This window comes from Mycobacterium sp. RTGN4, assembly GCF_033804635.1.
Classification (GTDB): Bacteria; Actinomycetota; Actinomycetes; order Mycobacteriales; family Mycobacteriaceae; genus Mycobacterium.
This window is the reverse complement of record NZ_JAPZLB010000045.1, coordinates 1-1,506: the sequence shown is the minus strand read 5'-3', so window position 1 is coordinate 1,506 and position 1,506 is coordinate 1. Positions and strand designations below refer to the sequence as shown.

Here is a 1,506-nt window from a genome sequence, read left to right as displayed (position 1 = left end):
CGCTCTAGACATCCCAGGTGTGTAAGTCGTCAAGCGGCTGCGGGCATGCGGTGTGCCCAGGCTTTGTGTTCGTCGTAGGGCGTGTGGTGGCGTAGGCAACCGTGGAGGATGCCGACGAGGCGGTTGCCGAGGGCACGTAGGGCTTGATGGTGCGTGTCACCGTTGGCGCGGTGCTGGTCGTAGAAGGCGCGGGCGCCTGGACTTCGGGTCAGTGTGCAGAAGGCCCATTGATCGAGCGCGTCGTAGAGCCGTTTGTTGCGGACGTGGCGGGCCAGCACGGCGCGTTTGCGGCCCGACGCGATGGTCAATGGTGAGGTTCCGGCGTAGTTCTTGCGACACTTGGCGGTGGTGTAGCGGTTCGGGTCGTCCCCGAACTCACCGAGCACCCGGGCGCCGAGGATGACACCAAGTCCTGGCAGGGAGCGGTAGATGTCGGCGTCCGGGTGTTTCTCAAAATGCTCGGCCAGAACTGCCTCGAGTTCGGCGATCTGAGCGTTCAGTGCCGCGATGACATGAACCGCGGCCGTCGTGGTGGCCCCGAACGCAGCAGCCACCGCAGCGGGCGCGGTGAGGTGCTCGCGGCGTAAGACGGCCTGGATCTCGATAGCTCGTGCCTCGATGTTGCGTTGTCGCCCAGCAGCTTTGAGTGCTGAGCTGATCTTGGCCAGACTCAGCCGGGCGCCCTGCTCAGGAGTGGGTGCGCGACCCAGTACTGCCAACGCGTCATCGGTGGTGAGTGACTCGAAGGCTTCCAGGGCTGCGGGGTAGTACTCCCGCAGTCCGCTGCGCAGCATGTTGGCATGCCGCGTGCGTGCCCAGATCAGGCTTTGATGAGTACGCGCCAGCACCTTGATCGCCTCCGCGTCGGGACTGTCGCCGGCGATCTGGCGGTGGTTGTGCCGATCGGTGCGCACCAAATCGGCGAGCAGCTTGGCGTCCCCGGCATCGGACTTCGCACCCGAGACGTGATGGCGGTCGCGGTAACGGGCCGCCGCCATCGGGTTGATCGCCCACACCTGATAACCGGATGCCGCCAACGCCGAGACCCATAGGCCGCGATCGGTTTCGATGCCGATCACCACCTGGTCGGGTTCTTCCGCGTGCGCGGCGATCAGCTCGTGCAACCCCCGGACGCCGGACAGGCCCTCGGGTAATCGCCGGGCTGCCAAGAGTTGGCCGCCCTCATCCATCAGATACACGTCGTGATGGTCTTCGGCCCAGTCGTCGCCGACGAAGATCATCGATGCCACCTCCTGCGGTCGTCGTTGACTCACCTTGAGCCAGAGGACACCCGGCGGCGGACTAATGGATCAGTGCTCGCGTTGGCACGACATCCCATCAGCGCTACAAGCGACCTCACCGAACCGGCCGGGGCACAATCTAGAGCTAGGAATCAACGTTCATCCCAGTCGAAAGCAGTGCTCACCGGCCAGCGGCTCAATGATCAGCGTCCCGCCAACCGGCTCCCAAACCAGTCAACGCCACGCTCATCGACTCCCATTAGTC

General features: G+C 64.6%; 1 protein-coding gene. It reads right to left on the bottom strand.

All coding sequences use genetic code 11. From position 1 onward, the window contains the following. Positions 1 to 29: 29 nt before the first annotated feature. Positions 30 to 1,241: an IS110 family transposase gene (locus SLQ30_RS33000; RefSeq protein ID WP_319451251.1), complete on the bottom strand. Its 1,212-nt coding sequence runs from the start codon at positions 1,239 to 1,241 to the stop codon at positions 30 to 32. Between the last annotated feature and the right edge of the window lie 265 nt (positions 1,242 to 1,506).